General features: G+C 72.4%; 28 protein-coding genes. 13 read left to right on the forward strand and 15 right to left on the reverse strand.

Features of this window, described 5'->3' with window-relative positions; all coding sequences use genetic code 11:
• Positions 1-14: 14 nt before the first annotated feature.
• The 14 genes from RI211_RS04350 to RI211_RS04415 all read right to left on the reverse strand — a co-directional run bounded on the left by RI211_RS04350 (position 15) and on the right by RI211_RS04415 (position 11327).
• A complete protein-coding gene (locus tag RI211_RS04350; RefSeq protein ID WP_315637377.1) occupies positions 15-1379 on the reverse strand; it encodes a flagellar hook-length control protein FliK in 1365 nt (454 codons plus the stop codon).
• The gene (locus tag RI211_RS04355) at positions 1376-1798 is read right to left on the reverse strand and encodes a hypothetical protein (protein ID WP_187663405.1); all 423 of its coding nucleotides are present in this window, start codon (positions 1796-1798) and stop codon (positions 1376-1378) included. The genes RI211_RS04350 and RI211_RS04355 overlap by 4 nt, the downstream gene beginning before the upstream one ends.
• Entirely contained in the window at positions 1795-3087 is a 1293-nt protein-coding gene (locus RI211_RS04360) for a FliI/YscN family ATPase (RefSeq protein WP_315637378.1), read from the reverse strand. The genes RI211_RS04355 and RI211_RS04360 overlap by 4 nt, the downstream gene beginning before the upstream one ends.
• On the reverse strand, positions 3084-3692 hold the full coding sequence (locus RI211_RS04365; protein ID WP_187663407.1) for a FliH/SctL family protein: 609 nt from the start codon (positions 3690-3692) through the stop codon (positions 3084-3086). Before RI211_RS04365 ends, RI211_RS04360 begins: the two co-directional genes overlap by 4 nt.
• Positions 3682-4686, reverse strand: a complete 1005-nt coding sequence (fliG, locus tag RI211_RS04370; protein WP_187663408.1) for a flagellar motor switch protein FliG — start codon at positions 4684-4686, stop codon at positions 3682-3684. The genes RI211_RS04365 and fliG overlap by 11 nt, the downstream gene beginning before the upstream one ends.
• Positions 4683-6305, reverse strand: coding sequence for a flagellar basal-body MS-ring/collar protein FliF (gene fliF, locus RI211_RS04375; protein WP_259955193.1), 1623 nt, complete (start codon positions 6303-6305; stop codon positions 4683-4685). Before fliF ends, fliG begins: the two co-directional genes overlap by 4 nt.
• Positions 6305-6565 (reverse strand): flagellar hook-basal body complex protein FliE, encoded by a 261-nt coding sequence (gene fliE / locus RI211_RS04380; protein ID WP_051582258.1) that lies wholly within the window; start codon positions 6563-6565, stop codon positions 6305-6307. The genes fliF and fliE overlap by 1 nt, the downstream gene beginning before the upstream one ends.
• Positions 6566-6606: 41 nt before the next feature.
• Entirely contained in the window at positions 6607-7002 is a 396-nt protein-coding gene (locus tag RI211_RS04385) for a flagellar basal body rod protein FlgC (RefSeq protein WP_071327494.1), read from the reverse strand.
• The gene (flgB, locus tag RI211_RS04390) at positions 6999-7340 is read right to left on the reverse strand and encodes a flagellar basal body rod protein FlgB (protein ID WP_025104347.1); all 342 of its coding nucleotides are present in this window, start codon (positions 7338-7340) and stop codon (positions 6999-7001) included. Before flgB ends, RI211_RS04385 begins: the two co-directional genes overlap by 4 nt.
• A gap of 112 nt (positions 7341-7452) precedes the next feature.
• Complete coding sequence (locus RI211_RS04395) at positions 7453-7749, reverse strand: hypothetical protein (protein ID WP_315637379.1); 297 nt, start codon at positions 7747-7749, stop codon at positions 7453-7455.
• Positions 7746-8132, reverse strand: coding sequence for a flagellar export chaperone FliS (fliS, locus tag RI211_RS04400; protein ID WP_187664103.1), 387 nt, complete (start codon positions 8130-8132; stop codon positions 7746-7748). Before fliS ends, RI211_RS04395 begins: the two co-directional genes overlap by 4 nt.
• 2 nt (positions 8133-8134) lie before the next feature.
• On the reverse strand, positions 8135-9523 hold the full coding sequence (fliD, locus tag RI211_RS04405) for a flagellar filament capping protein FliD (RefSeq protein ID WP_315637380.1): 1389 nt from the start codon (positions 9521-9523) through the stop codon (positions 8135-8137).
• 88 nt (positions 9524-9611) lie between these two features.
• Positions 9612-10442: a flagellin N-terminal helical domain-containing protein gene (locus RI211_RS04410; protein ID WP_315637381.1), complete on the reverse strand. Its 831-nt coding sequence runs from the start codon at positions 10440-10442 to the stop codon at positions 9612-9614.
• 81 nt (positions 10443-10523) lie between these two features.
• Positions 10524-11327 (reverse strand): sigma-70 family RNA polymerase sigma factor, encoded by an 804-nt coding sequence (locus RI211_RS04415; RefSeq protein WP_268777198.1) that lies wholly within the window; start codon positions 11325-11327, stop codon positions 10524-10526.
• A 218-nt stretch (positions 11328-11545) separates the two neighbouring features.
• Here RI211_RS04415 and flgN point away from each other — a divergent pair, with 218 nt between their 5' ends.
• Genes flgN through RI211_RS04465 form a run of 10 tightly spaced genes read left to right on the forward strand, consistent with a single transcriptional unit; the run spans position 11546 to position 19686 of the window.
• The gene (gene flgN / locus RI211_RS04420; protein ID WP_025104341.1) at positions 11546-12028 is read left to right on the forward strand and encodes a flagellar export chaperone FlgN; all 483 of its coding nucleotides are present in this window, start codon (positions 11546-11548) and stop codon (positions 12026-12028) included.
• Positions 12029-12041: 13 nt separating this feature from the next.
• The gene (flgK, locus tag RI211_RS04425) at positions 12042-13451 is read left to right on the forward strand and encodes a flagellar hook-associated protein FlgK (RefSeq protein ID WP_315637382.1); all 1410 of its coding nucleotides are present in this window, start codon (positions 12042-12044) and stop codon (positions 13449-13451) included.
• A gap of 13 nt (positions 13452-13464) precedes the next feature.
• Positions 13465-14346, forward strand: coding sequence for a flagellar hook-associated protein FlgL (gene flgL / locus RI211_RS04430; RefSeq protein WP_268777196.1), 882 nt, complete (start codon positions 13465-13467; stop codon positions 14344-14346).
• Positions 14343-14714, forward strand: a complete 372-nt coding sequence (locus RI211_RS04435; protein WP_315637383.1) for a flagellar assembly protein FliW — start codon at positions 14343-14345, stop codon at positions 14712-14714. Before flgL ends, RI211_RS04435 begins: the two co-directional genes overlap by 4 nt.
• A gap of 58 nt (positions 14715-14772) precedes the next feature.
• A complete protein-coding gene (gene tsaB, locus RI211_RS04440) occupies positions 14773-15390 on the forward strand; it encodes a tRNA (adenosine(37)-N6)-threonylcarbamoyltransferase complex dimerization subunit type 1 TsaB (protein ID WP_315637384.1) in 618 nt (205 codons plus the stop codon).
• On the forward strand, positions 15387-15875 hold the full coding sequence (rimI, locus tag RI211_RS04445) for a ribosomal protein S18-alanine N-acetyltransferase (RefSeq protein ID WP_315637385.1): 489 nt from the start codon (positions 15387-15389) through the stop codon (positions 15873-15875). The genes tsaB and rimI overlap by 4 nt, the downstream gene beginning before the upstream one ends.
• Complete coding sequence (tsaD, locus tag RI211_RS04450; RefSeq protein ID WP_315637386.1) at positions 15872-16960, forward strand: tRNA (adenosine(37)-N6)-threonylcarbamoyltransferase complex transferase subunit TsaD; 1089 nt, start codon at positions 15872-15874, stop codon at positions 16958-16960. The genes rimI and tsaD overlap by 4 nt, the downstream gene beginning before the upstream one ends.
• Complete coding sequence (locus RI211_RS04455) at positions 16957-17439, forward strand: hypothetical protein (protein WP_187663419.1); 483 nt, start codon at positions 16957-16959, stop codon at positions 17437-17439. Before tsaD ends, RI211_RS04455 begins: the two co-directional genes overlap by 4 nt.
• A gap of 11 nt (positions 17440-17450) precedes the next feature.
• Entirely contained in the window at positions 17451-18515 is a 1065-nt protein-coding gene (locus RI211_RS04460; RefSeq protein WP_315637387.1) for a hypothetical protein, read from the forward strand.
• The gene (locus RI211_RS04465) at positions 18499-19686 is read left to right on the forward strand and encodes a hypothetical protein (protein WP_315637388.1); all 1188 of its coding nucleotides are present in this window, start codon (positions 18499-18501) and stop codon (positions 19684-19686) included. The genes RI211_RS04460 and RI211_RS04465 overlap by 17 nt, the downstream gene beginning before the upstream one ends.
• 6 nt (positions 19687-19692) lie before the next feature.
• Here the strand turns inward: RI211_RS04465 and RI211_RS04470 are convergent, their stop codons facing one another.
• A complete protein-coding gene (locus RI211_RS04470) occupies positions 19693-20898 on the reverse strand; it encodes a THUMP-like domain-containing protein (protein WP_315637389.1) in 1206 nt (401 codons plus the stop codon).
• A 150-nt stretch (positions 20899-21048) separates the two neighbouring features.
• Between RI211_RS04470 and groES the strand changes: the two genes are divergently transcribed.
• From groES to RI211_RS04485, 3 genes are all read left to right on the forward strand, one after another.
• Positions 21049-21345 (forward strand): co-chaperone GroES, encoded by a 297-nt coding sequence (gene groES, locus RI211_RS04475; protein WP_017203655.1) that lies wholly within the window; start codon positions 21049-21051, stop codon positions 21343-21345.
• Positions 21346-21476: 131 nt separating this feature from the next.
• Positions 21477-22409 carry an EamA family transporter RarD gene (gene rarD / locus RI211_RS04480; RefSeq protein WP_315637390.1) on the forward strand — a complete coding sequence of 311 codons (933 nt, stop codon included), beginning with the start codon at positions 21477-21479 and terminating at the stop codon, positions 22407-22409.
• Between the two features lie 144 nt (positions 22410-22553).
• On the forward strand, positions 22554-23810 hold the full coding sequence (locus RI211_RS04485) for an ABC transporter substrate-binding protein (RefSeq protein WP_187663424.1): 1257 nt from the start codon (positions 22554-22556) through the stop codon (positions 23808-23810).

The following is a 23810-nucleotide window of genomic DNA, read 5'->3' on the forward strand; positions in this document are numbered from 1 at the left end:
GGAGTCCTCTCTGGTCAGGCGTAGACGTCGATGCCGCCGAGCGGAGCGACGGGCGGTGCGGGAGGGGGCGGGGGTGGAACTTCTGCCGGCGTCGGCGGGACGGCGGAGGCGCGCGCGGTCGCCTGGTGCCGTTGGGCATCGGCGCCGCCGTTCCCGGTCTGACCGCCCGTCCCTCCGTGCTGCGGCGAGGAGGGCGAGCCGTCCGACGTGGTGAGGCTGAGGGTCGCCTGCGGAGCGGCGATCGCGAGATCACGGCGGAGGTCGCCGAGGATGGCGCGCAGCGCGTCCCGCCCGAGCTCGCCGGGGGCGTGCAGCTCGATGCGGATCGTGGACCCGGCGATGAGGGCGCGCACGGTCACGGGGCCGAGGTTCTCCGGCGAGACGGTCAGCGTGATCCGGTGATCTCCGTCCGGGGCCTGGGCGAGGGACACCACGGGGGCCGCCACCTGCGGGAGGAGAGCCGGGCGGGCCGGCGCGGCGACCGCGCTCGGCGGTGCCGCGGGGGCGAGAGCGGTGGCGACGACCGGGCTCGGGGCGGCAGCGGACCCCGCGGCCACGGGATCGACGCTCGGCGGGGCCGCGGCCGGCGGGGCGACCGATGCGGGGATCGAGGGTGCCGCCGGTACCGGGACCGCGTCGTCGGCGGTCGTCGCCTCTGCAGCGGAGGTCGAGGGCACGGTCGACGTGCGAGCCGGCGCGGCTGCGGAGACTCGGGGCAGGGAGAGGTCGGTTCCGGTGGCCGTCCCGTTCCCGACGGCGGTGCCGGGGGGCGCGACTTCTCCGGTGTCTCGACCCGGGGTGGGGGGCCGCAGGCCCGGTCGGACGGTCGCCGGGTCCGGAGACGGTGCGACCGGCGGCGCCGACGTCGGGAGGAGCGGGACCGCCACGGCGTCCCCGGCGTCGGACGGCGAGGCGGAGGAGGGGGTACCCACGGTCTCCCCGGAGGCGGGCGTCGCCGCGGCGCCGGCCGTGCCCTCGCCGGGTACGAGGAGGGCGTCCTGCCCGGCGGCGGACGGGAGGGGCGGGGGCGAGACCGCCGTGGGTGTCTCCGTCGTCGCCGGAGGTGCGTCCGATTCGGCGGAGAGGGCTGGCACGAGTGGCGCGCCGGCACCCGCGGGCGTCGGCGGGGCGGGGAGCAGCGGTGAGACGGTCGCTGCGCCCTCGACCGGAACGGTGGCCGCAGGCTCGGCCTCGGTCGTGGTCTCCGCGGCGCTGCCGGGGTCGTCGGTCGCACCGGGACCGGGGGATGCCGTCTCCCGCACCGCATCGCGCACAGCCTCGGCGAACGCGGTCGCACCGGGTGAGCCGGTGCGTGCGGCTGGGGCGGAGGGACGCACGGGGCGGGCATCCAGGGCGGTGAGGAGGTCGAGCGCGGTCATGCCGTCTCCTCCGTCCGCGAGCGCGCGGCGATCTCGTCGAGCTCCGCCTGCTCGGCGTGCAGGTCGGCCGTCCGCATGGCTACCGCGTGGTTGTCCGCGAGTCGTTCGAGGCCGCGGAGCGTGCGCCGGGCGTCCGCGTGCGCGGACCGCGCCTCCGCGACCGTCTCCTGCTGGAGGTCGGCCAGCGCGGTGAGGTCGGCGAGCAGCGCCCGCCCGGAGACCCGGGCCGCGGCGAGCGCAGCGAGGGTGCGCACGTCGACGGCCTCCGTGTCGGTACCGGCCAGGTGTGCGCGCAGGGCCCGGTCCCTGGCCTCGGTGTGCTGCGCGTCGATGACCGCGCGCGAGAGGCGCTGCGCGGCGGCGCGCTCCTGGATCTCCCGCACGCGCAGGAGACCGGCGAGAGAGAACCCTCTGCTCATGACACCCCCTCGAAGGCGGAGACGAGGCCGTCCAGCCGCGCCCAGGACTCCTCGATCGCGCTCGTCTCGTCGAGCGGCTGGGTGAGGAAGGCCGAGATGGCGCGCTCGTGTGCGATCGCCGCGTCGATGCGGGCATCGGCACCGGCGTGGTAGGCGCCGATGTCGATGAGGTCGTTCGCCCGGCGTCGGGCCGCGAGCACGGCGCGGAGGGTGGCCGCCTGTGCACGGCGCTCCGGACTCGTGATCTTGCCGGCCACGCGGGACACGGACCCGAGGACGTCGATCGCGGGGTGGTGGCCGGCGAGGGCGAGCGCGCGATCCAGCACGACGTGGCCGTCGAGGATGGAGCGGACCGTGTCGGCGATGGGCTCGTTGTGATCGTCGCCGTCGACGAGCACGGTGTAGATGCCGGTGATGGACCCGGCGCGGTCGGTGCCGGCGCGCTCCAGCAACCCGGCGAGGAGGGAGAAGGTGGACGGCGGGTAGCCGCGGGTGGCCGGCGGCTCACCCGCGGAGAGCCCGATCTCGCGCTGGGCCATCGCGACCCGGGTCAGCGAGTCCATCATGAGGATCGCGTGGGCGCCCTCGTCACGGAAGGCTTCCGCGATCCGGGTGGCGGTGAACGCGGCACGGATGCGGGCCATGGCCGGCTGGTCCGAGGTCGAGACGATGACGACGGAGCGGGCGAGTCCCTCCGGCCCCAGATCGTCCTCGATGAACTCCCGCACCTCGCGACCGCGCTCGCCGACGAGGGCGATCACGGTGACCTCGGCCGCGGTGCCGCGGGCGATCATCGACAGCAGCGACGACTTCCCGACCCCTGACCCCGCGAACAGGCCGACGCGCTGTCCGCGGCCGACGCTGACGAGGGTGTCGAGGGCGCGCACGCCGAGGGGGAGCGCGGTGTCGATGCGGTCGCGCTCCATGATCGAGGGGGTGTCGTGATCCAGGCTCACGTGCGGCGCCGCGAGCGGACCCTTCCCGTCGATGGGGCGTCCGAGCCCGTCCAGGACCCGGCCGAGCAGCGCCGATCCGGTGGGAACCCTCACCGGGCCGCCGCGGCCGCGCACGGGGGCGCCGACGGTGAGCCCGGCGACCGAGGCGAGCGGCATGCAGCGCAGCCCGTCCTCCCCGGTCGCGACGACCTCGGCGTCGATGCCGTCGAGCGTCACCACGTCCCCCACGGCGCCGTCGAGTCCGCGGACCTGCACGCTGAGGCCGCGGACCTGCGAGACCTCGCCGATCCGTTCCGGACGCGCCGCCTCGAGCACCGCCGTCCAAGCGCTCACGGCGCGGCCTCCGCCACCGCGCGGCGCGCCCGGTCGAGGGCGGTCCCCACCCTGGCGTCGATGACACCGTGCTCCAGCACGGCCACGGCGTCGCCGCGGGTGAGGGTCTCGTCGGGCACCAGCGTGAGTCCGGAGATGTCGTCGCCGGCCTCCGCGGAGAGGACGCGGAGGTCGTCCGGGTGCAGACGGAGGCGACGTACGGCGGCCGCATCGGTCGCGCTCAGGGCGCGGCGGGCCGCGGCGGCGGCCGACGCTCCTGCGTCGCTCAGCTCCGCGGCGATGATCAGTTCCGCGAGGTCGATCGCATGGGAGTGCACCTGGCTCGTCGCAGCGGACTCCAGCTCCGCCTCTCGGGCGGCGAGGGACCGCGCGGCGGCGTGCAGGGCGGCGACGGCGGCGGCGACGTCCGCGGCGCGGGCGCGCTCCCGTTCGGCCAGCTCGGCCTCGGCGACGCGACGGGCGGCGTCGGCGTCGGCCGCGCCCGCCCGGAAGCCCGCGGCGTGTCCCTCCGCGTACCCGCGGCGGCGGGCGCGCTCCTGTTCCGTACGGTGGTCGGAGCCGCCGAGCCGGGGGAAGGCAGCGGGGGCGAAGGCGTCAGTAGACATATTCGTCCTCGTCCGCCCGCTGCACGGTGATGTCTCCCGCGGCCTCCAGGGCACGGATCGTCCGGACGATCTCGGCCCGCGCCTCCTCGACCTGGGAGACGCGCACCGGGCCCAGCGTCCGGGCCTCCTCGTCGAGGTTCTCGCGGTTGCGCTCGGACACGTTGCGGCGGATGAGGTCGACGATCGGCTGCTGCGCCCCCTTGAGGGCGAGAGCCAGGGAGCGGATGTCCATGCCCCGCAGCACGCGCTGGGTGTCCCGGTCGTCGAGCTTGACGATGTCCGCGAAGGTGAACATGCGCGAGCGGATGTCCTCGGCGAGGGCGCTGTCGCGGTCCTCGATGCTGGCCAGCAGCGCCTTCTCGATCGTCGCTCCCGACCGCCCGATGATCTCCACGAGCGGCTCGACGCCGCCGAGCACCTCGGGACTGTCCCGCGAGGCGAGGCTGCCGGTCCGGGCCTTGAGGGCGTCGGCGACGATGACGATGGCCTCCTGCGAGGCGGTGCCCATGGTGGCGATGGCCTGGGCGACGTCGGTCCGCGCCGGATCGGGCAGCGCGGCGAGGACGGCGGCGGCCTGTTCGGCGGGGAGATGGGCGAGCACCAGGGCGACGGTCTGCGGCAGCTCCCCGTCGAGGAGCGTGGCGAGGTGGGCGGCGTCGGCGGAGGCGAGGAAGTCGAACGACGCGCTCATCGACGTCGAGCCGACCCGGCCGAGCACGGCTGCCGCCCGCTCGGAGCCGAACGAGGCCTCCAGCAGGCCTGCGGCGATGTCGCGTCCGCCGCGCGCCGGCGGGAGGTGCCCCGCGGCGATGCGATGGAACTGCCCCAGCGCCTGGACCGTGGTCTCCGCGTCGAGATCCTGCAGCCCGATGATCTCGGCGGCCACGGCCTCGGCCTCCGCCTCGGAGAGGTGCTTCATGACCTCGACGGCCTGCGCGCGGTCGAGGTTCATCAGGACGATCGCGGCCGTCTGCCGATCCGTCAGTCCGCTCATACCCGCGACCTGTCGTCGATGAGGGTGCGCAGCAGCTCCGCGGTGCGCTGCGGATCCTGACGGGTGAGCGCGGCGATCTCGGCGCGGCGGCGCTCGAGGCTGATCTGCGTGGGCTCGGGCTCGGGATCCGGGTCGAGGTCGGGTACCGGCTCGAGGAAGGCGAGCGGCGTGGTCGGCGCCTCCAGCACGGCCGTCGGCGCGTCCGCCGAGAGCGCGGACAGCTCGACAGGACGATCGCCGAAGAGCTGGTCGAACTCCTCCACGCCGCGCGCCTTCCGCCGGGAGCGGACGATGAGGGCGGCGATCGCGGCGATGAGCGGGATGGCGATGGCGGCCGCGATGATGACGGTGTTCAGGAGGGCGGCCTGACGGGCACCCTCTTCGGCCTCCTTCGCCGCCTGCAGCGCGGCCTGCGCGGCCTCGGCATCGGTCTGGCTGAAGGCGACGAGTTCGACGGCGAGCTCGTCGCCGCGGGTGCGGTCGATGCCGGCGGCGGTGGCCACGAGGTCGCTGAGCTGGGCGGAGCTGAGGTCGCCCCCGGCCCCGGCGTCCACGGCGACCGACACGGACTGCCGCAGCAGGGTGCCGGCGGGAGTGGAGGTGCTCTCCGTGGCCTTGTTGACGGCGTTGGTGCGCGTCTCCTCGGTGTTCGTGTAGGTGCCGTCGCCGTTCCCGTTCGGCACGGCGATGTTGTCCGGACCCAGGACCCCGGCCTCGGAGGTCGATCCGTTGCTGTTCTGCTCACGGACCTCCTCGGTGAGCGGGGGAGCGCCCTCGGCCGGGGTGTAGGTCTCCTCGACGCGTTCGTTCACCGAGCGGTCGATCTCGGCGACGACGGTCACGGTCGCATTCCCCGGGCCGACCACGGTGTCGAGCATCTGCTGCACGCTCGCGGCCACGCGGGCCTCGTAGTCGCTCGCCTGCTGATCGAGTCCGCCGGTGGCCCCGCCGCCCACGGTCGAGAGCGTGCGCCCGGTCTGATCGACCACGGCGACATTCTCCGGCTTCATGCCGCTGACGGCCGCCGAGGTGAGGTGCACGATGGCCTCGACCTGCTTCTGGTCGAGCGTCGTGCGTCCGGCGGTCTCCACGAACACGGAGGCGGTCGCATCGACGGTCTCCGACACGAAGACGCTCTCCTCCGGGATGGCGAGCTGCACCGACGCGGCGGAGACGCCGTCGATGGCGGAGATCGTCGCGGCGAGCTCGCCCTCGATCGCGCGCTTGTAGGTGACCGACTGCTGGAACTCGCTCGTGGTGACACCCATGTCGTCCAGCAGCGAGTATCCGGCCGACCCGGCGCTCGGCAGCCCGGCGGAGGCGGCGGCGAGCCGCTGGTCGTACACGTCCTTCTCGGGGACGAGCACCGTGGCGCCGCCGTCGGCGAGCTCGTAGGGCACGGAGGCGGAGCGCAGCTGCTCCACCACGGCGTTCGCGTCCGAGGCGTTCAATCCCGAGAACAGCGGGGTGTAGGTGGGGCGGCTGAGCCAGCTGGACAGCGCGATGATGCCGAGCGCGAGCACCGCGATGCCGATGATGGCGATGGTCCGCTGCGCGAGCGAGAATCCGGCGACCACCCGCCGCATCCGCTGGAACGCCCCGGTCACTGCCGGGGGCATCAGGCCTGCATCCGCATGATCTCGTTGAACGCGTCGACGCCCTTGTTGCGGACGGCGGCGACGAGTTCGAGGGTGACGGCGGCGCGCGAGGACGCGATCATCGCCGCATGGATGTCGTCGAGGTCCCCGGTCACGGCCGCGACCTTGAGGGTGTCGGACTCGGACTGCAGCGAGCGCAGCTCGTCGATCGCTCCGGTGACGCTGTTCGCGAAGGCCGTGTCGTCGCCCGTCTTCGCGCCCGTGACGGGCGAGGTGGTCATGCCGAGGGACGAGGCGACGGCCTCGATGCCGGCCACGGCGCTCACGCGTTCCGTCCGATCTGCAGCGCCGCCTCGTACGAGTTGCGGGCGCGGTCCACGATCGCCGCGCTCGCCTGGTATCCGCGCTGCGCGAGGATCAGCTGGCTCATCTGGTCTCCCAGGTCGATGTCGGGGTAGCGCACGTAGCCGTCGGCGTCGGCAAGCGGGTGGTCGGGCTGGTGCACGAGCCGGCCCTCCGCATCGCCCTGGACGGTCCCGGCGACGTAGACGCCGGGGGACTGGTCGCTGGTCTGGGCCAGGATGTAGCGTGCCCGGAACGCCGCGCCGTCGGTGGGTGTCGCCGTGTTGATGTTGGCGATGTTGTCGCTGATGGCGTCGAGCCACTTCCGGTGCACGGTCAGCCCCGTGCCGGCGATCCCGATGGCGTCGAAGGTCATGACGTCCTCATCGCGGTGCGCATCGAGGAGAACGACCCGTTCACGGCCTGCGTGGCGAACTGGTAGCGCAACATGGTGTCGATGCTGGAGAGGGTCTCGGTGTCGAGGTTCACGTTGTTGCCGTTCAAGCGCGTCGGCTCGAGCGAGGTCCCGACCGTGGCGGACACGTCCCCGTCGCCGGCGGCGATCGAGTCGGCGAGTGCCGCCTCGAACTGCACACGCTTGGCGTGGTAGTCGGGGGTGTTGATGTTGGCGATGTTGTCGGCGATGGCTCGCTGGCGCAGCGAGAGGCCGTTCAGCGCACTCGTCAGTGCGGTGATGGTCACAGAGTCGAACACGAACCGGCTCCCCGTGTGTGGGCGAAGTGGCCGTTCCCTGGCCGAGTCTTGCGAGCCATCCGTGCTCTCGGGAGACTGTCGGCCGTCCGTGCGGTTTCGTTAGGAGGGTCGCTCACCCGTCCACATCGAGGTAGGCGGGAGCATCCGGCGGGCGGGGTGCCGGAACCCGCCGGACGGCGCCGAGGTGCTGTCGCAGCCCGTCGAGCTCCGACCGGGCGCGTTCCATGGCGGCGTGCTGCCGGTCGATCACGGCGCGGGCGCGGTCGGCGAGGTGCGGCGGGAGCGGCGAGGACGGCGGCGCCCAGGGGATGATGTCATGCACCTCGACGGCTCCGGCCGGCGCGGTGAGGATCCGGTCGGCGTCCGCCTCGAGCCGGTCGAGCAGCGCGGCCCAGTCCTCGTCCGTCATGCGCGGCCCTCCGCGACGGCCAGGGCGGCGGTGTGCCAGGCGTCGCGCAGCGGCACGACGAGCTCGCGGCAGGCATGGGTGCGCTCCGGGTCGCGGCCGATGTTGGCGCCGATCAGCGTCTGCGACAGGAACACGTACAGCGAGCGCAGTCCGGCGCTGCCGCTCCATCCGTCGGTGAGGGAGGACGACAGCTCGGCCACGATCGCCTGCGCGTGCTGGAGCTGGGTGTTGGCCTCGGCCCAGTCGGCCGCCCGCTGCGCCGTCTCCGCGCGCTCGATGTCGAGCAGGAGCCGGTCGTAGAGCATCGTGACCAGGCGCTCCGGCGGGGCGGACAGGATGGCGTCCTCGCGGTACCGCTGCTGGGCGCGCAGGGCGGCGTTCATGCTCACGAGTCCGACCCGGAACGGCTGCTCGGCAGCGAGTTGATCTGCGAGGCGAGGTAGGAGGACTGCGACTGCATCTGCGACAGCATCACCTCGAGGCGGGCGTAGGTGCGCTCCAGCGAGGCCTTGCGCTGCGCGAGGCGCACGTCCCAGCGCTCCATCTGCTCGCCGAGGCTCTTGACCTCGCTCTCCTGGCCCGTGATCCGCGAGGTGAGCAGCCCGTCGTACTTGTCCGAGTAGGACGTCGCCGTCTGCTCCACACGCGCCGCGACCGCGGAGAAGAGAGCGCCGACGGCCGCGGGGTCCTTCGCCAGCGCCTCGGAGAACTTCTCCTCGTCGAAGGTGAGCTTGCCGTACATGTCGGTCGAGATGCCGACCGTGGAGGGGGAGACCCCGTCCACCGGGTGCTGGATGGCGTCGGCGAGGGCGGTCCGCAGGCCGCGGATGGTGCTGTCGCCGGTGAAGACGCCGAGCGTCGTCTTCTCGCCCTGTCCCGCGGCGACCGTGGCCTTCGAGCCGTTGTCGATGCGGGTGAAGATGTCGGTGAGGAGCGCGATGAACTCGCCGGAGGCCTTGGCCCTGGCCTCGCTGTCGACGGCGACGGTCACGGTGACGGGGCTCGTCGAGACGGTGGAGACCGTGACGTCGACGCCCTCGAAGAGATCGGTGAAGGTGTTGCCGGACGAGGTGATGACCTGTTCGGCCGCGGTGCCGGCCCAGAGGCGCAGCTGCGCGTCCGTGCCCGTGGCGATGACGGCGGCCCCGGGCTCCGTGGACACGTCCGTGGCGGTGCCTGCGGTGACGGCGGCGAGGTCTCCCGCGTAGACGCGGAAGCGTCCCGCCTCGCCGGGCTCCTCGGCCCGGAGCTGCAGGCGGTAGACGGGGGTGCCGTCGGCATCCTTTCCGGCGGGGACGGCGATGGCGAGGACGCCCGTGTCTGCGTCGTTGATGGCCTGGGCTATGTCCTGCATCGAGGTGGAGTCGGCCTGCACCTGCACGCGCTTCCCCGTGGCGTCCTCGAGGGTCAGCACGGGCGGGTCCGCGGGCCAGCGGGAAGCGGCGGCGGAGACGACGGTGTGCGCCTGGGCGACGCGGTCGACGACGATGTCGGTCGACACGGGCGCGGCGCCGGTGCGCAGGGCGACCTTCACCGATTCCGACGACGAGGTGCCGGTGAAGCGGTCGAGACCGCCAGGCGCTGCGGCCTTCTCGGCGGCGGCGGCGAGGTTCTGCACGGCGGTATTCAGGGTGCGCAGCTGTGTCATGACGACGTTCTTGTCGTCGATCTTGGCCTTGAGCAGCGTGCGGGGGATGGCGTGCACGTCCATCAGCGCCTTGATGACCTCGGTGGTCTTCAGCCCCGACACGAGGCCGTCGAGCGAGAGCGACATGCGGCTTCCCTTCTGTGTGCGGCGGGGCCCGGGCGACGGCCGAAGCCGTCACCCGGACCCCCGGAGTGATTCCGTGCGGCGGCGCGGGTCAGCGCAGCAGCTGGAGCACGCCCTGGTTGGCCTGGTTGGCCTGGGCCAGCATGGCCGTTCCCGCCTGCGACAGGATGTTCGCGGACGTGAACTTGACCATCTCGGACGCCATGTCGGTGTCGCGGATGCGGCTCTCGGCGGCGGCGAGGTTCTCGGCCGACACGTTGAGGCTGTTGATGGTCGACTCGAAGCGGTTCTGCAGCGCACCGTAGCCGGCACGTGCGGTCGAGACCGCCTGGATCTGCGTGTCGATGCCCGCCAGAGCCGCGCCGTACGTCGCCGCGTCCGTCATGCCGGCCGCGAGCGTCTTGATGTCGGCGCCGAGCGTGGCGAAGTTGGTCAGGCCCACCGAGATCTGGTCCTCGACGGCGACCGCGCCCGCACCCACCTGGAACGTCAGCGTCGCGCCGCCCGAGAGCAGCTTGATGCCGTTGAAGTTCGTGCTCGACGCGATCCGGGTGAGCTCGTCGCCCAGGGCGGAGATCTCGGTCTGGATGGCCTCGCGCGACTTCGCGTTGTTCGAGTCGTTCGCGCCCTGGTTGGTCAGGTCGCGCACGCGCTGCAGGATGGAGTGCACCTCGGTCAGGGCGCCTTCTGCGGTCTGGATGACCGAGATGCCGTCCTGGGCGTTGCGAGCCGCGACGTTCAGGCCGTTGACCTGCGAACGCAGGCCCTCGGAGATCGCGAGGCCGGCGGCGTCGTCCGCTGCGCGGTTGATGCGCAGACCGCTCGAGAGCTTCTCGAGCGACTTCGACAGGTCGTTCTGCGTGTTGGACAGGTTGCGGTAGGCGTTGAGCGCGCCCACGTTGGTGTTGATCTGCATACCCATGAGGGTTTCCTCCGTGATGTGTTGTACGGGAGACCATCCGTGGTCTCCTGCCCTGACCTATCGGCGGAGGATGCGGACGCGTTAGGCGGGGGCGGCGGCGCGGAAGACGTCGCCGATCCGGACGCCGGCGGCTTCGGCGATGCGGCCGAAATACGCGTCGCGTGCGGCAGGCGAGACGCGGGTGGTGGTCGTGGTCTCGGTGCCGCCCTCGGCGAAGTACCGGTCGAGGGCGTCGCGGAGCAGGCGCACGGCCTCCGACCGCTGCTGCGAGACGGCCGAGTGGGTCACGCCCAGCTCCTCGGCGATCTCCTTCACGGGCCGCTCCTCGATGTAGACGGCCACGATGATGCGCCGCATGCGCTCGGGGAGGGCGCCGATGGCGTGTTCGAGCACCTCACGCCGTTCGCCGACCATCGCCGACTCCTCCGGCAGCGGGATGTCGGCGACGAGATCGCGCGTGGCGGGGTCGTCCAGCGGGGCGACGGTGCGTGCGGCGTCCGCGAGGGCCTCGACGACCACCTCCTTGGGGGAGCCCATGGCGGTGGCGATCTCGGTGGCGGTCGCCGTGCGGCCGAACGCGGCGGTGAGGGTCTCGCGGACGGCGACCGTCTCCTTGATGCGCTTGCGGATGCCGCGGGACGCCCAGTCCATGGCGCGCATCTCGTCGGCGAACGCGCCGAGGATGCGTCGACGGGCGTAGGCGCCGAAGGGGACGCCGAGCGCGGGGTCGTACGCGTCGGCGGCGGTCACGAGGGCGAGCGCGCCGACGGCGGCGAGCTCTTCGCGGGGGATATGGGTAGCCCGAGCATGGGTGTCTGCAGCGAGGTAGCCGACCAGGGGGAGGTTGGCCTCGACGAGGCGGTTGCGCTCAGCGCGCGACGACATGGGGGATGATCCACCTCTCTGGATGCACTCCGGAAGCTCATGGCGAGGGATAGATGGCCATATCACAAGGTCCGAGATATGTCCATGGGGAGCACTAACCGCCGCCAATGCACATAGTAACCTTAGGGGCGCGGCGGCCGATAGAGATTTATGAACCGTTAACAGGCGGGCCGATCGCACCCGCGTGGGGCGGGGGATCGCTGGGGACAAAGGGGATCATGGGAGCCAACGAACTATCGATGCAGCTCTGGCGCGAGCGCGAGCTGCTCGAGATGCTGCTTTTCAAGCTCGACGAGCAGCAGCTGCTGCTCGCCGCCGGCCGGTCGCACTGGATCCAGTTCGCGGCCAGGGAGATCGATCAGGTGCTCGACCGCCTCCGCGCGGCGAGCCTGGCCAGGGCCGTCGAGGTCGCCGGTGTCGCCGAGGAGTGGGGGGCTCCTCAGGACGCGACGATCGGTCAGCTCATCGAGCACGCTCCGGACGGAGCCTGGGGCGATGTCTTCACCGACCACATGCGTGCGCTGGTGAAGCTGACAGCGGAGGTCGAGCAGATGCGCGATGCCGCCGCGGAGCAGCTCAGCGGAGTGCTCCGCGCCACGCAGGAGACCATCGCCGCTCTCGGCCAGGAGAGCGGCGAATACACCACCCGCGGCGACCGCGCCCGCGAGGACGCCGCCCGCATCATCGACACCGAGATGTGACCGAGAGGGATTCATGTCGACCTTCAGTGGACTGACCACCGCCGCCAGCGGCCTCGCCGCCGCACGGCGGGGCATGGACGTGGTCGGGCAGAACATCGCCAACCAGAAGACCGAGGGGTACACGCGGCAGCGCGTCGAGACCTCCTCGATCGCGGCCGTCGCGCAGACGGGCCGCTTCAGCATGGGTGCCCTCCCCGGACACGGCGTCTCGATCGACGGGGTGTCCCGCCTCGGTGACGCGCTGCTCGACGCCCGGGTCCGCGACACCCTCGGCGCTTCCGGCTACTGGGCCACCCGCGCGCTGGCAGCGACGACTGCCGAGTCGGCCCTCGCGGAGCCGACCGACAAGGGCCTCGCCAACCGGCTGACGAGCTTCTGGGCGGGCTGGCAGGACCTCGCCAACACCCCGGATTCGGGTGCGGCGGCCGCGAGCATCCTGGAGTCGGCGAAGGAGCTCGCCGCCCATATCTCCGGCGGCTACCGCACGGTCGCCGCGCAGTGGACGGCCGCCCGCGGGACCGCCGAGCGCACCGTCAGCCAGGTCAACGCCGCCGCCGACCAGATCGCGGTGCTGAACAGCGAGATCCGGGAGGCGCTGGCCTCGGGGCGATCGGCCAACGAGCTCACCGACCGCCGCAACCTGCTCGCGGAGGACGTGGCCCGGCTCGCCGGCGCGACGGCCACCGTGGAGACGGACGGCACGCTCACGGTCCGCCTCGGCGGCAACGCCCTGGTCTCCGGCGGCGACGCCCGTCACATCGCGCTGACCGGCTCGGCGACGATCGACGGCGCTCCGCGCGTCGGGGTCGCCTGGGAGTCGGTGCCGGATCTTCCCCTCGTCGTCGACGGGGGAGAGCTGGGCGGCTCCCTCGCGGTGCTCGCCCCAGCCGCGGACGGCGGGATGCTGGCGCAGCTCGCCGCGACCTACGACCGCGTCGCCACGGCGCTCGCGGAGTCGCTCAACGCCCAGCACCGCGCCGGTGTCACGGCGTCCGGACAGCCGGGCGGCGACTTCTTCACCCTCCCGGCCACCGGCTCCGCCGCGCTCGGGATGCAGGTGGCCGTCACCACGGCGGCCGACCTCGCCCTCGCCGCCCCCGGGGCCGGAGCCAAGGACGCGACCAACGCCGACCTCATCTCCCAGATCGGGCAGCGCGCGACCTCTCCGGACGCGCTGTGGACCGATCAGGTGACCCGCTTCGGCGTCGCCACCGCGGCCGACGTGCAGCGCGCGAAGGTGTCGGATGCGGCGGCTGTCGGCGCCGTCGGTGCGCAGCAGTCCGTCGCGGCCGTGGACGGCGACGAGGAGACGATCAGCCTCCTCACGTATCAGACCGCCTACCAGGCGGCGGCCCGCGTGCTCACCGCCGTCGACGAGGCCCTCGACGTCCTCATCAACCGCACGGGCGTCGTCGGACGCTGATCGGAGAAGCTCCATGATCTCTCGCGTGACCCAGACCACGATGACGCAGACGGCGATGCGCCAGCTGCAGTCGAACCTCTCCGAACTCGCCCGTCTGCAGGAGCAGGCCACGTCGCAGAAGGCGTTCGCCGCCCCCTCAGACGACCCGGCAGCGGCGGCGGCCGCCCTCGCCCTGCACGCCGAGCAGCGGCGCACCGAGCAGTACGCGCGCAACATCGACGACGGTCTGGCCTGGGTGACTGCCGCCGATACGGCGATCACCTCCAGCACGTCCCTGCTCTCGCGGGTGCGGGACCTCACCGCGCAAGGGGCCAACGACGGGGCGCTGGACGCCACGGCGAAGGAGGCCCTCGCGGTGGAACTGGAGGGCATCCGCGACGAGCTGCTCGCGCAGGCAAACACCCGGCTGCTCGGCCGGTCCGTCTTCGCCGGCACGTCGGACACCGCGGCCTTCGGGTCCGACTACTCCTACAGCGGTGTCGCCGGCTCCGAGGTCACCCGCCGCGTGTCCGATGCGGCGGCCGTCCGCGTCGACACGGACGGTGCGGCGGTGTTCGGCACCGGAGACGACTCGGTGTTCGCCCTCGTCGACCGCATCGTCGCCGATCTCCGCTCCGGCACCAACGTGGGGCCTCGACTCGGGGAGATCGACGACCGCCGCACGGCGATGCTGGGCGTGCAGGGCGCGGTCGGCACCAGACAGGCTCAGATCGAACGCGCCAAGGAGGCGGCAGTGCAGAATTCCGTGTCCCTCGAGTCCCGCCGCGCCGCGGTCGAGGATGTCGACTCGGTCGAGGTGCTCATCCGCCTGCAGGCGCAGGAGCTCGTCTACCGCTCGGCGCTCGCCGTCAACGCGCGCGTGCTGCAGCCGACGCTGATGGACTTCCTGCGATGACCGCCGTGCTCACCTTCACGGCCCCACCGCCCGGGCTGGCTCCGCACGTGGACTTCGCCCTCGCACCCGTCGATGGTGCGGACGGGCTCTTCGCGATGCGGGCGGTCGAGGACGACGCCCTGCGGCTCTACCTCGTCGACCCGAACACGGTCCTGGCGGAGTACGCGCCGACCCTCACGGACGCCCAGGTGGCCGACCTCGCTCTCGCTTCGGCGGACGACGCCTTCGTGCTCGTGGTGGCCCACCCGGGCGCCGACGGGGTCAGCGTCAACCTGCTGGCGCCGGTCGTCGTGAACCGGGCGACGGGAGCGGCGACCCAGGTCATCCTCGAAGGCCAGGACTACCCCGTGCGGGCGCCGCTGGGCTGACCCGCGCGGGTGCCGGGGCGCCGGGCGTGACGGGCGGGGTGACGACTACCCTGGAGACGTGATCCTCGCCGTCGACACGTCCCTTGGCACCGCCGTCGCCCTCATCGACCCGGATGGGACGTCTCGTGCCGAGGCCGGTACCGCCGATCCGCTGGGCCACGCCGAGGTGATCGGCGACCTGGTCCACGACGTGCTCCGGGAGGGGGGAGCCGACGGCATCACTCACGTCGTCGCCGGCATGGGCCCCGGTCCGTTCACCGGGCTGCGCATCGGCATCGCGACCGCCAGGGCGTTCGCCCTCGGGCGCGGCGTCCCGCTGGTGCCGGTGCCGAGCCATACGGCGGCCGCGCTGACGATCCAGTCCACGGTGACCGGGCCGTTCGCCGTCGTCACCGACGCCCGCCGCCGCGAGGTCGCCGTCACCGTGTTCGACGGACAGGACGAGGACGGGATCCCGCGCACGATCGCCAACACGGTGCTCGTGCGGGCCGCCGACGCCGACGATCATCTCGCCGGTCTCCGCCGGGTCGACGTGACGACGCTGTCCGCGGCCGACCTCGCCAGGGTGGGAGCGCGCGCACTCGCCGCCGGGCGGGTCCTCGCGGGGGACGAGCCGCTCTACCTGCGGCACCCGGATGTGTCCCTGCCCGGCGCCCCGAAGAAGGTGGGCGCATGACCCTCCGGGATGCGCGGCCGGACGATCTCGACGCGATCATGGCCATCGAGCAGCGCTCGTTCCCGACCGATGCGTGGAGCCGGGAGACCATGGCGAGCGAGCTGGCGAGCCCGCACGGTCGCTACCTCGTCGACGAGGGGGACGGGGCGATCGTCGGCTACGGCGGCGTCCGGGCGCTCCAGGGCGGTGCGGACGCCGACATCCAGACCATCGCCCTCCTCGCCGAGGTCCGGGGTCAGGGCCGCGGGCGCGCGCTGCTGCGTGCGCTGCTGCAGGCGGCCGCCGACCGTGGGGCGCATGAGGTGTTCCTCGAGGTGCGCGCCGACAACCCTCCGGCCGAAGGACTGTATCGCGCGGAGGGCTTCGAGGAGATCGGCAGGCGCCCCCGCTACTATCAGCCGGATGACGTGGACGCGATCGTGATGCGTCTGGATCTGCGCCGCCACCCGGCGCCCGCCGACACGCCGGAGGAGGCGACCGCATGAGTGAGCCCCTGGTGCTCGGCATCGAGACGAGCTGCGACGAGACCGGCATCGGCATCGTGCGCGGTCGTACGCTGCTGTCCAACACGATCGCCTCCAGCATGGACGAGCACGCCCGGTACGGCGGCGTCGTGCCGGAGGTCGCCGCCCGCGCGCATCTCGAGGCCCTCCAGCCGACCATCGACGCCGCGCTCGCCGAGGCCGGCGTCCGTCTCGCCGACCTCGATGCGGTGGCCGTGACCAGCGGTCCGGGCCTCGCGGGAGCGCTCATGGTCGGTGTGGGGGCGGCGAAGGGACTCGCGGTCGCCCTGGACAAGCCGCTGTATGCGGTCAATCACCTCGTCGGTCACATCGCGGCCGACATCCTGACGCCGGACTCGGCGCCGCTGGAGTATCCGACGATCGCGCTGCTGGTCTCCGGCGGCCACACCTCCCTGCTCCACGTGCGCGACCTCACGACCGACGTGGAGCTGCTCGGCGAGACCGTGGACGACGCCGCGGGCGAGGCTTTCGACAAGGTCGCCCGACTGCTGTCCCTGCCCTACCCCGGCGGCCCCGAGATCGACAGGGCCGCGGTGGGCGGAAACTCGGACGCCATCCGCTTCCCGCGCGGGCTGTCGCGCGCCTCCGACCTCGCGAAGCATCGCTACGACTTCTCGTTCTCCGGGCTGAAGACCGCGGTCGCCCGCAGGATCGAGCGCTTCGAGGCCGAGAACGCCGAGGCGGGTGCCGACGCCCGGGACCTCCCGATCGCCGACGTCGCCGCCAGTTTCCGGGAGGCCGTCGTCGACGTCCTGGTCACCAAGGCGCTCAACGCGTGCGCCGACCTCGGAGTGCCGCGGCTGCTCCTGGGCGGCGGTGTGATCGCGAACCGTCGTCTCCGCGACGTCGCCCTCGCCAGGGCCGCCGAGGCCGGCGTCACCGTGCGCATCCCTCCGCTGTCGCTCTGCACGGACAACGGCGCCATGATCGCGGCGCTGGCCGCTGAGCTCATCGCGTCCGGGCGCCCCGCATCGACCCTCGGCTTCGGCGCCGACTCGACCCTGCCGGTCACCGAGATCCAGGTCGCGGAGGCGGTGCCGGCGTGACCGGGCTCGCGCAGGAGCCGGAGTCGGACGGGGCCACGCCCCGTGCGCGGGTCGAGCGCGCGAGCGGGCAGGTCGAACGCCCGGCAGGGACGGCGCGCCTTCCCGGAGCGCCGCGCGAGGGCTACACGAAGCTGCCGACCGGTCCGGTCGGCATCGAGCCGGTCGTGGTGAGCGGGCCCGACCTCGACCACGGAGAGGACGAGGGCTGGGAGCCGGCGGTCGAGCCCGCCGTCGTCGACGACACCCGCCTGGCCCCGTGGGCGCTGCTGGCGGCGATCGTCGCCCTCGGCGCGTCGTTCTTCGTTGGGTGGGGCATCCCGGTCGCGATCGTCGCGGTGATCGCCGCCATCATGTCCCTCCGGCGCCCCGTGGAGAACCGGGCGATCGCGCGCTGGGCCCTCGTGCTCGGCCTGTGCGCGACCGTGTACAGCCTGGGATGGCTGGTCTGGGCGGGGATGCAGTTCGAGAGACTCGGCTAGGCGGGCTGGCCATGACGGACGACGACGACGTCGAGGAGCGCAGGGCCCTGCAGCGCAAGGCTTTCGGCCCGGGCGGAGGCCTCACGGACGCGGAGGCCGCGCGCCTGCGACAGCTCGACGCCGCCCGGCGACGCCCGTCGCCGGGACCGTCGCCGTCCCTCGGCTCCTTCGCCGCTGCAGAGGACGACGACGAGCCGTCGGCCGGAGACGACGCGCCCGTGGAGCCGGACGAGGAGTCCGCGGACGTCGTCACCGCTCAGAGCGACGTTCCGGCTCAGAGGCGGCGGCGCCGTTCCCTCGGCATGCTCGCGCTCGGCGCGGTCGTCGTGCTCCTCCTCGGGGTCGGCGTGGGATGGCTGGCGTTCGGCCGGAGCGGCGGCACAGCGGTCGCCCTCAGCGCCGAGCAGCAGGGATGGCAGTCCGATCTCGTCGCGTCCGGACGATTCGACCCGGGCTCGGTGCGCGCGCTCGCGACGGAGGACGACGCGGTCATCTGGGTGGCGACGCAGAACGGGGGTGCGAGCATCTGCCTGGTCCTGGGCGCAGGGGAGAGCACGACGCCGAGCTGCAATCAGCGGGAAGCGGTGCAGGAGGACGGCCTCTGGGGCGAGGTGACGACCCAGCGCGACGACGAGTACACGCGCCAGGTCATGGCCCATCTGCTCCTCACACCCGACGGTGAACCGGCGGTGAGCGTCGACGTCTCGGAGTACGGCTCCGGCGAGGGCGGCCCCACCTATGCGAACGAGGCGGAGACACGGACCGCCGAGCGCCTGGCCGATGACGGCTTCGACCCGAACTCGATCTGGGTCGCCGGGTACGACCGCGACGTCCCGATCTGGACGGCCTCCGAAGGGGAGACGGGTCGGCAGTGCCTCATCTACGACGGGGCGACGGCCGACGCGCCGCGGGCCTGTGAGACGACGGAGACGCTGCAGGAGCACGACGGTCGGCTGCGGTTGCAGGTGACCGACGCGGAGACCGGCGGAATGACGACCTACGAGCTGCCGACCGCCGGTTTCGGGTCGTTCGTGATCATCCGAGAGGGGGGCGACGTCGGTGCGGGAGGAGACTGACCGGCAGGGCTCCGCTGCGGCGGAGGAGCGCCGAGCACTGGAGCGCGCGGCCTATGGCCGCGACGGCGGACTCGACGCCGCCGGTGCCCGACGCCTGCGCGAGCTCCAGGAGGAGCATCGACGGCAGGAGCTTCCGGCGGAGGAACGGCCGACGACAGCCTCCGAGGCGCTCCCGGTGGCGGAAGACGAGGGGCGGGAGTCCGATCCGCCGCCGGCTTCCGACGCATCTCCGCTCGCCGCGGCCGGAGCACCACCCGCACCCGTCGAGACGGGCGCGCCGATGCGGGCGCGCGGAATCGTGCCGATGCTCGTGGCGGCAGCGACCCTCCTGGCGATCGGCGTCGGGGCGGGGTGGGCGCTGTTCGCCCCGCGGTCGGAGGCGTTCCCCTTGACCGAGACGCAGGAGCAGCGACGGATCGAACTCGCCGGGGAGGACTACGACCCCGGCTCCGTGCGTCCGGTGGCGGAGGCGGAGGGCGCGCTCGCCTGGTTCGCCACGCAGGATGACGGGGCCACCCGGTGCCTGATCCTCGACGTGGGCGAGGACTCCCAATCCACCTGTCTGGCAGCGGAGGAGGAGCTGGGACCGGGCCTGTACGCCGCCCTCCCCGTGGCGGCCTCCGATGCCGGTGGCGACGAGGACTCGTTCACCACCGACAGCGTGACGGCGGTGATGCTGTTCTCCACCGCGGACGAGCCGATGGTGAGCATCCAGCGGTGGGGCGGAAGCTCCACGCTCTTCGCCCAGTTCGGGGAGGAGCAGCGCCCGAGGGTGAAGGAACTCATCCGCGACGGTTATGACCTCAACCTCACCCTCCTCGGCTCGTTCCGCGAGCAGCCGGTGTGGCTGGGCGACCGCCGTACGGCGACCGGCCCGGCCCAGCGCTGCCTGATCGTCGACGCCGACGGTTCGCGGCAGTGCGCCACCCTCGACGAGGCGCTCCAGTCCGGGCTGCGCGTGCAGCTCCTCGACGTGGATCAGGAGACGGGAGAGCTGCTGTCGGCATCCGTGGTCGAGGTGGCCTTCACCCGCTGGCAGATGCCCTACCTCACGGTGACCTCGGGCCCGGCCGTGGTCGACGAGGCGACGGGCGAGTCGTATCTCGTGACCACCGGGCCGCCGGGGGATCCGATCCGCGTCGACATCCCTGGCCGTGACCCGGACGACTGATCGCTCTCAGTCCGTGGCGGGCACCCGGTCGGCGAGGATCGCGCGACGCTGATCGCCGAAGCGGGCGAGGATCAGGGTCGCCTCGGCGTCGCCGCGCAGGGTCAGCTTGCGCCGGAAGGCCGCGGGGTCGACGTCGACCCCGCGCTTCTTGATCTCGATGCGGCCGATGCCGTGCGTCTTCAGGGCCGCGTTGATCGTCTTCGGCGTGATCGGCAGCGTCTCCCTGACGCGGAAGGACTGCACGAACGGGCTCGTCAGTGCGGCATCGGAGGTGAGGTAGGCGATGCGCGGGTCGAGCATCCCCGCATCGAGGCTGCGGGCGACGTCGCCGATGAGGCGCGCCCGGATGACGGCGCCGTCCGGCTCGTGGAGGAAGGCCCCGAGCGGTCGGACCGGAGCGTCCTCGGCATCGGCCGGGCCGGTGAGCTCGTGCGAGCGCTCGCCGCGGATCACCAGGGCCGAGCGCCGGACCCCTTCCCTGGCCAGCTCCCTGGACCAGACGACGAGCTCCACGACGCTGCCGTCGGCACTGACCCACTGCGTCTCCGCGTCCGCGGGCAGGGCGTCGCGGTCGTGGGCGGGGCCGAGTTTGATCCCCGTGGGGCGCTGCGCGGCGACGGCGAACGCCCAGTCGAGGGACGGCGAGTAGTCGTCAGCGGAGACGCGCCGGGTCTCGCTGTGTCCAGAGGTGCGGCGGGCAGGATCCATCCAGATCGCCTGGCCGGGGACCGGCTCTCCGAGCGCGTCCTCCGCCGTGGCGTGCCGGACCGTGGCGTCGTCGCCGAACGGGGCGAGGTTGTAGGCGGCGAGGGCCGCGGTCACCTCGTCGGCGTCCACCGCATGGACCGCCAGTCCCGCGCCGGCGAACGCGAGGGCGTCGCCGCCGATCCCGCAGCCGAGGTCCGCGACGCTCGTGAGGCCGGCTCGGCGGATCCGCTGGGCGTGGCGGGCGGCCACGCCGAGGCGGGTGGCCTGCTCGAGGCCCGCGCGGGTGAAGAGCATGCGGGCGGCGAAGGGGCCGAACTTCGCCGCGGCCCTGGCGCGCAGGTGCGCCTGCCCGACGACGGCGGAGACGAGGGCGGGGGAGTGTCCCGCAGCACGCAGTCGGGAGACGGCTGCGGCCGCCTCGGCGGTGGAGGTGACCGGCCCGAGCGCGTCGAGCAGCTCGAGGCCGGCGGGGGTCAGCAGGGCGCGCAGCTCGGACATCTCCACCCTCCCAGCCTAGGACCCGCGTGACGTGTGACCCGGGTTGGCACTCGCATTGCATGAGTGCCAGCCGACCGCCTACACTGGCATTAGCACTCTCGGGTTGAGAGTGCGAACGAGTCTTTCGTGTCAGCGTCAAGAAAGAAGAGGTAGACCGTGTCGGTTTCCATCAAGCCGCTCGAGGACCGCATCGTCATCAAGCAGGTCGAGGCCGAGCAGACCACCGCGAGTGGCCTGGTCATCCCCGACACCGCCAAGGAGAAGCCCCAGGAGGGCGAGGTCGTGGCGGTCGGCCCCGGCCGCATCGACGACAACGGCAACCGCGTTCCGCTCGACGTCGCCGTCGGCGACCGCGTGCTCTACAGCAAGTACGGCGGCACCGAGGTGAAGTTCGGCGCGGACGAGTTCCTCGTCCTGTCGGCTCGCGACGTCCTGGCGGTCGTCGTCCGCTGATCGCACACTCGGTTCCCTCTGCACGGCGGACGGGAACCCGGTCCGAAGAGGGCCCGGATGCTTCGGCATCCGGGCCCTCTTCCGCGTCCGGAGCGGCGCGGCCCTCGTCCTCGCGGGCATAGGGTTGTGCGGTGACCCCCGAGACGACCCGCGCCACCCGGACGGCGGGCGTCGCCTACGCCGGGAGCGCATACCTCCTGTGGGGCGTGCTGCCGCTCTACTTCCTCCTGCTGCAGCCCACCGGGCCGTGGGAGGTGGTCGCCTGGCGGGTGCTGCTCTCCTTCGTCTTCTGTCTTCTGCTGCTCACCGTCACGAGGGGATGGCCCGCCTTCCTCGCGATCGTCCGGAGTCCGCGACTGCTCGGGTGGACGGCCCTCGCCGGCCTGCTCATCTACGTCAACTGGCAGGTCTTCGTCCTCGGCACGTTGAGCGAGAACGTGGTGGAGACGGCGCTCGGCTACTTCATCAACCCGATCACCACCGTGCTGCTCGGCGTCTTCGTCCTCAAGGAGCGCCTCCGCCGTCTGCAGTGGGCGGCGGTCGGGATCGCGGCCGTCGCGGTCGTCGTCATCATCGTGGCGTACGGCCACGTCCCCTGGATCGCCCTGACCCTCACCGCTTCCTTCGGTCTGTACGGGCTCATCAAGAAGAAGATCGGCCCTGCCGTCGACGCGGTCAGCGGGTTGACGCTCGAGTCGTTCTGGCTGATCCCCATCGCGGTGGTGCAGCTCGTGATCGTGGCGACGACGCCCGTCGGCCTGACGATGGGGACCGCGGGCTGGCCGCACGCCGTGCTGCTCGCCTTCGCGGGGGTGGCCACGGCTGTCCCCCTGCTGCTGTTCGCGGCCGGCACGCGTCGCGTCGACCTCACGATCATCGGGATGCTGCAGTTCCTCACCCCGGTCCTGCAGTTCGTGATCGGGGTCGTCGTGCTGCACGAGCCGATGCCGCCGGAGCGCTGGATCGGGTTCCTCCTGGTGTGGGTCGCGATCGCGGTCTTCGTCGTCGATCTGCTCCTCGCCGCGCGTCGCGGCCGTCGTGCCACCCGCGCCGCGGCGCTCTGATCGGTCCTGCCCGCGCCCCGAAACGGCGGCCCTGGATCGTTAACGCACCGAGATACTTGCCCCTCCTGCGCGCGGGGCGCACGCCCTAGTGTTAGAGCACCCGACTGTGGTCATCATCCACGTTCGTTTACGCAAGGGAGCATCATGAACGCACTGAAGGGCTCGCGCAGCGCGAGGATCTTCGCCGGGATCGCGCTGGTCAGCGCCTCCGCCCTCATCATCGCGGGCTGCAGCAGCACGCCCGATGCGGAGCCGTCGGACGGGGGCGGCGACAAGCCCGCCGCCGACCTGACGCTCAAGCTCGGTTCGCTGCTGCCCGCCACCGGTACGCTCGCGTTCCTGGGCGCGCCGATGGAGGCCGGCGTCCAGCTCGCCGTCAACCAGATCAACGAGGCCGACGCCGGCATCACGATCGACCTCAGCACGGGCGACGAGGGCGACCTCGACAACAAGGCCTACGAGACCTCCATCACCAACCTGCGCAACGGCGACATCACCGCCATGATCGGCGCGGCGTCCTCCAGCGTCACCAAGCTCATCCTCGACGGCAACGCGGGTGCGGACATCCTCACGGTGTCCCCGTCCAACACCTCGCCGGACTTCACGGGCATCAACCCGCTGTACTTCCGCACCGCACCGAGCGACAACCTCCAGGGCGAGGTCCTCGGCAACGAGATCGCCGAGGACGGCCACAAGACGCTGGGCATCATCTACCAGAACGACCCGTACGGCACGGGCCTGTTCGAGGCGATCAAGGCCACGTTCGAGAGCACCGGCGGCGAGGTCGTCGCCGATGCGTCGTACAACCAGGGTGACGGTCAGTTCAACGCGCAGGTCTCGGAGATCGCCGCGGCGAACCCGGACGCCGTCGCTGTCGTCTCCTACGACCAGTTCGCCACCATCGCGCCGCTGCTGGGCAACGCCGGGGTCGACACGGGCTCGCTGTACCTCGTCGACGGCAACCTCAAGGACTGGGGCGCCGACATCCCGGTCAGCCTCGAGGGCTCGAAGGGCACCCGCGCCGGCGCCGAGCTGCCGCAGGACTTCCTCGACCAGCTGAACGAGGTCTGGACGGCCGAGGGCAACGACCCGATCGACGCCGTGACCTACTCGGCCGAGGCGTACGACGCCGTGGTCCTCATCGCTCTGGCGGCGCTGAAGGCCGGCTCGGTCGAGGGCCCGGACATCGCGGCGGAGATGATCACCGTCTCCGGCGGCGACGGCGACGGCGAGAAGTGCGACAACTTCGCCGACTGCGCCGCGATCATCAACGACGGCGGCACGCCGGACTACGACGGCCTCTCCGGCGAGATCACGTTCGACGAGAACAACGACCCGAAGGGTGCCGCGATCGGCGTCTACGAGTTCGACGCCGAGAACGTCACTTCGCGCATCAAGTAA

The organism is Microbacterium meiriae, from assembly GCF_032364335.1.
Taxonomy (GTDB): Bacteria; Actinomycetota; Actinomycetes; order Actinomycetales; family Microbacteriaceae; genus Microbacterium; species Microbacterium meiriae.

Bases quoted from the DNA above. Each gene is read 5' to 3' on its own strand.
- RI211_RS04485 (WP_187663424.1), top strand. From the start codon at position 22,554: ATGAACGCACTGAAGGGCTCGCGCAGCGCGAGGATCTTCGCCGGGATC.
- RI211_RS04350 (WP_315637377.1), bottom strand. From the start codon at position 1,379: ATGACCGCGCTCGACCTCCTCACCGCCCTGGATGCCCGCCCCGTGCGT.
- RI211_RS04410 (WP_315637381.1), bottom strand. From the start codon at position 10,442: ATGGGTATGCAGATCAACACCAACGTGGGCGCGCTCAACGCCTACCGC.
- flgN (WP_025104341.1), top strand. From the start codon at position 11,546: ATGGGAGCCAACGAACTATCGATGCAGCTCTGGCGCGAGCGCGAGCTG.
- flgK (WP_315637382.1), top strand. From the start codon at position 12,042: ATGTCGACCTTCAGTGGACTGACCACCGCCGCCAGCGGCCTCGCCGCC.
- flgL (WP_268777196.1), top strand. From the start codon at position 13,465: ATGATCTCTCGCGTGACCCAGACCACGATGACGCAGACGGCGATGCGC.
- RI211_RS04395 (WP_315637379.1), bottom strand. From the start codon at position 7,749: ATGACGGACGAGGACTGGGCCGCGCTGCTCGACCGGCTCGAGGCGGAC.
- fliG (WP_187663408.1), bottom strand. From the start codon at position 4,686: ATGAGCGGACTGACGGATCGGCAGACGGCCGCGATCGTCCTGATGAAC.
- RI211_RS04385 (WP_071327494.1), bottom strand. From the start codon at position 7,002: ATGACCTTCGACGCCATCGGGATCGCCGGCACGGGGCTGACCGTGCAC.
- fliD (WP_315637380.1), bottom strand. From the start codon at position 9,523: ATGTCGCTCTCGCTCGACGGCCTCGTGTCGGGGCTGAAGACCACCGAG.
- RI211_RS04365 (WP_187663407.1), bottom strand. From the start codon at position 3,692: ATGTCTACTGACGCCTTCGCCCCCGCTGCCTTCCCCCGGCTCGGCGGC.
- fliF (WP_259955193.1), bottom strand. From the start codon at position 6,305: ATGCCCCCGGCAGTGACCGGGGCGTTCCAGCGGATGCGGCGGGTGGTC.
- fliS (WP_187664103.1), bottom strand. From the start codon at position 8,132: ATGAACGCCGCCCTGCGCGCCCAGCAGCGGTACCGCGAGGACGCCATC.
- tsaD (WP_315637386.1), top strand. From the start codon at position 15,872: ATGAGTGAGCCCCTGGTGCTCGGCATCGAGACGAGCTGCGACGAGACC.
- fliE (WP_051582258.1), bottom strand. From the start codon at position 6,565: ATGACCACCTCGCCCGTCACGGGCGCGAAGACGGGCGACGACACGGCC.
- RI211_RS04355 (WP_187663405.1), bottom strand. From the start codon at position 1,798: ATGAGCAGAGGGTTCTCTCTCGCCGGTCTCCTGCGCGTGCGGGAGATC.
- rimI (WP_315637385.1), top strand. From the start codon at position 15,387: ATGACCCTCCGGGATGCGCGGCCGGACGATCTCGACGCGATCATGGCC.
- RI211_RS04415 (WP_268777198.1), bottom strand. From the start codon at position 11,327: ATGTCGTCGCGCGCTGAGCGCAACCGCCTCGTCGAGGCCAACCTCCCC.
- RI211_RS04435 (WP_315637383.1), top strand. From the start codon at position 14,343: ATGACCGCCGTGCTCACCTTCACGGCCCCACCGCCCGGGCTGGCTCCG.
- RI211_RS04460 (WP_315637387.1), top strand. From the start codon at position 17,451: ATGACGGACGACGACGACGTCGAGGAGCGCAGGGCCCTGCAGCGCAAG.